Raw genomic sequence first — 2,796 nt, 5'->3', positions numbered from 1 at the left:
CTCGCATCGACCGGCTTCTCCGGTGAGGCGTGCTATTACCTCTGCATCGGTGGTGGTTTGTCGTTCAACGACGACGGATCGATTCACCCCAGCTTGTCCGTCGGAGCGGGGACCCCGGGAGTCAATGGCGGGGTCGACGCGAGCGCGGGTGACGCCAACAGCGGTGCGACCGGCGAATTCGAGTGCTCAGCGGGTTACTACCGAGCATCGGTGAGCAGCGAGGGGGACACCGCAGCAGGAGCCGGTACCGAGTACGCCAGCGACCCTATGTGCTCAGCCAAGATCAAGTACACATGGTAATTCCCGCCGAGGAGTCAGAATGCGCACCACAGCCATGGAACGGCTCGCCGCCCCGGGTGGCGGACCTGACTTCCCCGTTTGGGGGCAAGTCCTCTTCGTGATCGCTTTCGCAATCATCGCGATATTCGTCGTGGGCGGCCTCATCAGGACGAAGAGGAAACGGTAGTTCAGTTGACCGCTGTGTAGCCCCTGGCTCAATCAGCACACCGATCTGGGGTGCGGCCCGATGAGGCCGCACCCCACTGACGTGACTCACCGTCTGGGCCAGGGCCCTCGGGCCAGACGCAGAACACGCAAGACGGGCGACGAGAGGACCCGGATGAAGGAAGCGGTCCGGAAAACGCTGACCTTCTCGGCCATTGCCATTCTGGCCGGCGTCTGCGGCTGCATTGCTGGTGTTGCGAATGGAGACGTGCCGCCCATCGCCTTCGGTGCCGTGGCCATTGCGGGCGGGGGGATTCTGGCCGTCATGGCCGGGCTCGCCACACGTGAAGGCAACCGCTGAAACCGGAGAGTGAGACTGCTCGAGACACTCCATCGTGAAAGGTTGCGGCATGAGGAACGAGCTCGATGACCAGAGTCTCTTGGGCTCCGGGAACGACGGGGCGGAAGCCTTCGTCTCCGCTTCCCTCTGGGTCGCGCTGGCCGCCGGCGCGCTCTTCCTGATCATCGCCCTGTACGCCGCCGTCCAGGGCATGGCGACCGTCGCGCTGTGGCTCGCCGTCGTGGGGGTCGTCTGGTCCGCGGCGGTCGGGGCCGCGATCCGGTTCCGTAAGCGGCGTTGAAGGCGCGAAGGGGAAGCTCGTGACACGTCCTGGCCCGTCGATGGAGCAGCGGTCCCGGAGCCGGATGTACTTCATCACGGCCTCCGTCGCTTTCCTGGTCCTCGCCATGAGCGGGACAGCGCTCGCAGTCATGGGTAATGGCGCCGGATGGCTTCTGGTCGCCATCGCTGTCGTGCTGTGGGGAGGGCTCTACCTCACGCTGACGTACACACGGAGATCGCACCCGTAGACCGAGAGGAGACACAGAGTGCGTCAAGTCGGAGTTCCGCTGCAGCGCATCACGCTGGCAGCCGCCTTCACCGGCTACTACAAGGATGGCCTGCTCACCGCGCTGCTCCGGGCCCTGCCGTTTCGGTGGCCCAAGCAGGTGCCCGGGCCACCGAAACTCGACGTCGACAGGGATTACTTGCGCCCACTTCGGCGCGCCAGCATCGTGAGGACGAACACCGCGCCCACGGCTGCCAGCACCAGCCAGGCCCATTTGAACCACGGCGGGCCGTCCCACCGCTCGGCCAGTGTCATCGCGTGGAGCATCATGTGCTTGGTTCCTTCCGTGAGTGCGTGATGTCCCGCTCAGCCGACCGCGCCGATGGCGTAGGGAATGCCGAGCAACGCCGGGGCGATTCCGGTCACCGTGAAGACTGTCCGGTTCCAGACCCGCATCGGCTTTCCACCGGTCGTTCCGAACATCTCTTCAGAGCTGGCGGAGCTCGCCCGTGAGAAACGAGGAGCGAAGACGGCGAATGACAGACCGAACACGGTCATGAAGATCCCGACAGCGACGTTCACGGATGCTCCTTGCGTCCAGAAGGTGTACTGCCCGCGCACCGAGCACTTCCCCGTACTCCCCCCCAGTTTCGTATTCGAGGTCGGGACCACTCGCGCTACCCGCGAACTTGACGTTTCCGGGCCCGTAACCGCAGGACACCTCGCCCGACAAGCCACTGTCCATGTCACCGGTGTCGGCGGAGAGCTCAGCGCTGGCACCAGGGCTTCCGAACCCGAAGGAGACGGTCGGCTTGGCCGTGTGGCCGTCGGTCTTGCCGCCAAGGCCGACACAGACGCCGAAGCAGACCTCTCCGCCGAGGGAGCCGGCGATCAGCCCACTCGGGTCGATCCGGTTGACCGGGTCGCCCTCTGCGTACAGGGTAGTAGCGGGCCTGCAGGTGGTATAGGCCGGTGGGGTCTTGCGGGCGGGGCAGCGGTTGCAAGGGCGACTGTCTTGCGACAATCTCAGCGCCGCTTCCCGCGCACGATCAACGCGAAGGCTATGAGGGCGACCACTACGATTACGACACCCCACGTTGTTGTAGTAGTGGCAGTTGGCTTGGTCATTTTGGCTGGCTGGGTGCAGTCGGCCAGTTTTCGGGACTTCCTGCGCAGGCGACGCCAGCGGAAAGGTTGAGTTGCAGTATCCCGGCAACAGCAGGACCTTAGCCGCGCTTCCCATTCCGTACCCCCAGCACTGCGGCGCTCCCCGCGCGGGTGCGGTTGCACGGGGATCGCGTGAGATCAAAGAACCTTCAGACCGGCCTTGATCAGATCTCTTGCATCTTTGGCGTCCCCAAGCCAGCTCAAGGCGCCTCCTGCTCCTTCATCGACGTAGTCGCCCACGGCTTCCACGGCAACGCTTTCAGCACATCCGGTTGCGAAGGCCGCAGCGGCCGATGTTGGCGTCGTAGTAGCGACCCCGGGCCTGGAGGTGGTAGAG

At 64.8% G+C, this 2,796-nt stretch carries 6 protein-coding genes; 3 read left to right on the top strand and 3 right to left on the bottom strand.

Going from position 1 to position 2,796, the window contains the following annotated elements; all coding sequences use genetic code 11:
- From AQJ30_RS39030 to AQJ30_RS33295, 3 genes are all read left to right on the top strand, one after another.
- Positions 1–300 (top strand): hypothetical protein (locus tag AQJ30_RS39030; RefSeq protein ID WP_211279149.1); only part of this gene is annotated, 300 nt, incomplete at its 5' end.
- Between the two features lie 319 nt (positions 301–619).
- Positions 620–805 carry a hypothetical protein gene (locus AQJ30_RS33300; protein ID WP_067241321.1) on the top strand — a complete coding sequence of 62 codons (186 nt, stop codon included), beginning with the start codon at positions 620–622 and terminating at the stop codon, positions 803–805.
- 49 nt (positions 806–854) lie between these two features.
- The gene (locus AQJ30_RS33295; protein ID WP_067241319.1) at positions 855–1,085 is read left to right on the top strand and encodes a hypothetical protein; all 231 of its coding nucleotides are present in this window, start codon (positions 855–857) and stop codon (positions 1,083–1,085) included.
- Positions 1,086–1,487: 402 nt separating this feature from the next.
- Here the strand turns inward: AQJ30_RS33295 and AQJ30_RS39885 are convergent, their stop codons facing one another.
- From AQJ30_RS39885 to AQJ30_RS39025, 3 genes are all read right to left on the bottom strand, one after another.
- Positions 1,488–1,622 carry a hypothetical protein gene (locus tag AQJ30_RS39885; protein ID WP_281200980.1) on the bottom strand — a complete coding sequence of 45 codons (135 nt, stop codon included), beginning with the start codon at positions 1,620–1,622 and terminating at the stop codon, positions 1,488–1,490.
- A gap of 36 nt (positions 1,623–1,658) precedes the next feature.
- Positions 1,659–1,874, bottom strand: a complete 216-nt coding sequence (locus tag AQJ30_RS38570; protein WP_067241315.1) for a hypothetical protein — start codon at positions 1,872–1,874, stop codon at positions 1,659–1,661.
- 723 nt (positions 1,875–2,597) lie between these two features.
- The coding region (locus AQJ30_RS39025; RefSeq protein ID WP_211279148.1) for a hypothetical protein at positions 2,598–2,796 on the bottom strand (199 nt) is incomplete at its 5' end.

It is taken from the genome of Streptomyces longwoodensis, from assembly GCF_001514125.1.
Taxonomy (GTDB): domain Bacteria; phylum Actinomycetota; class Actinomycetes; order Streptomycetales; family Streptomycetaceae; genus Streptomyces; species Streptomyces longwoodensis.
The sequence above is the reverse complement of the archived record's forward strand: the minus strand, read 5'-3'. Positions and strand labels throughout refer to the sequence as shown.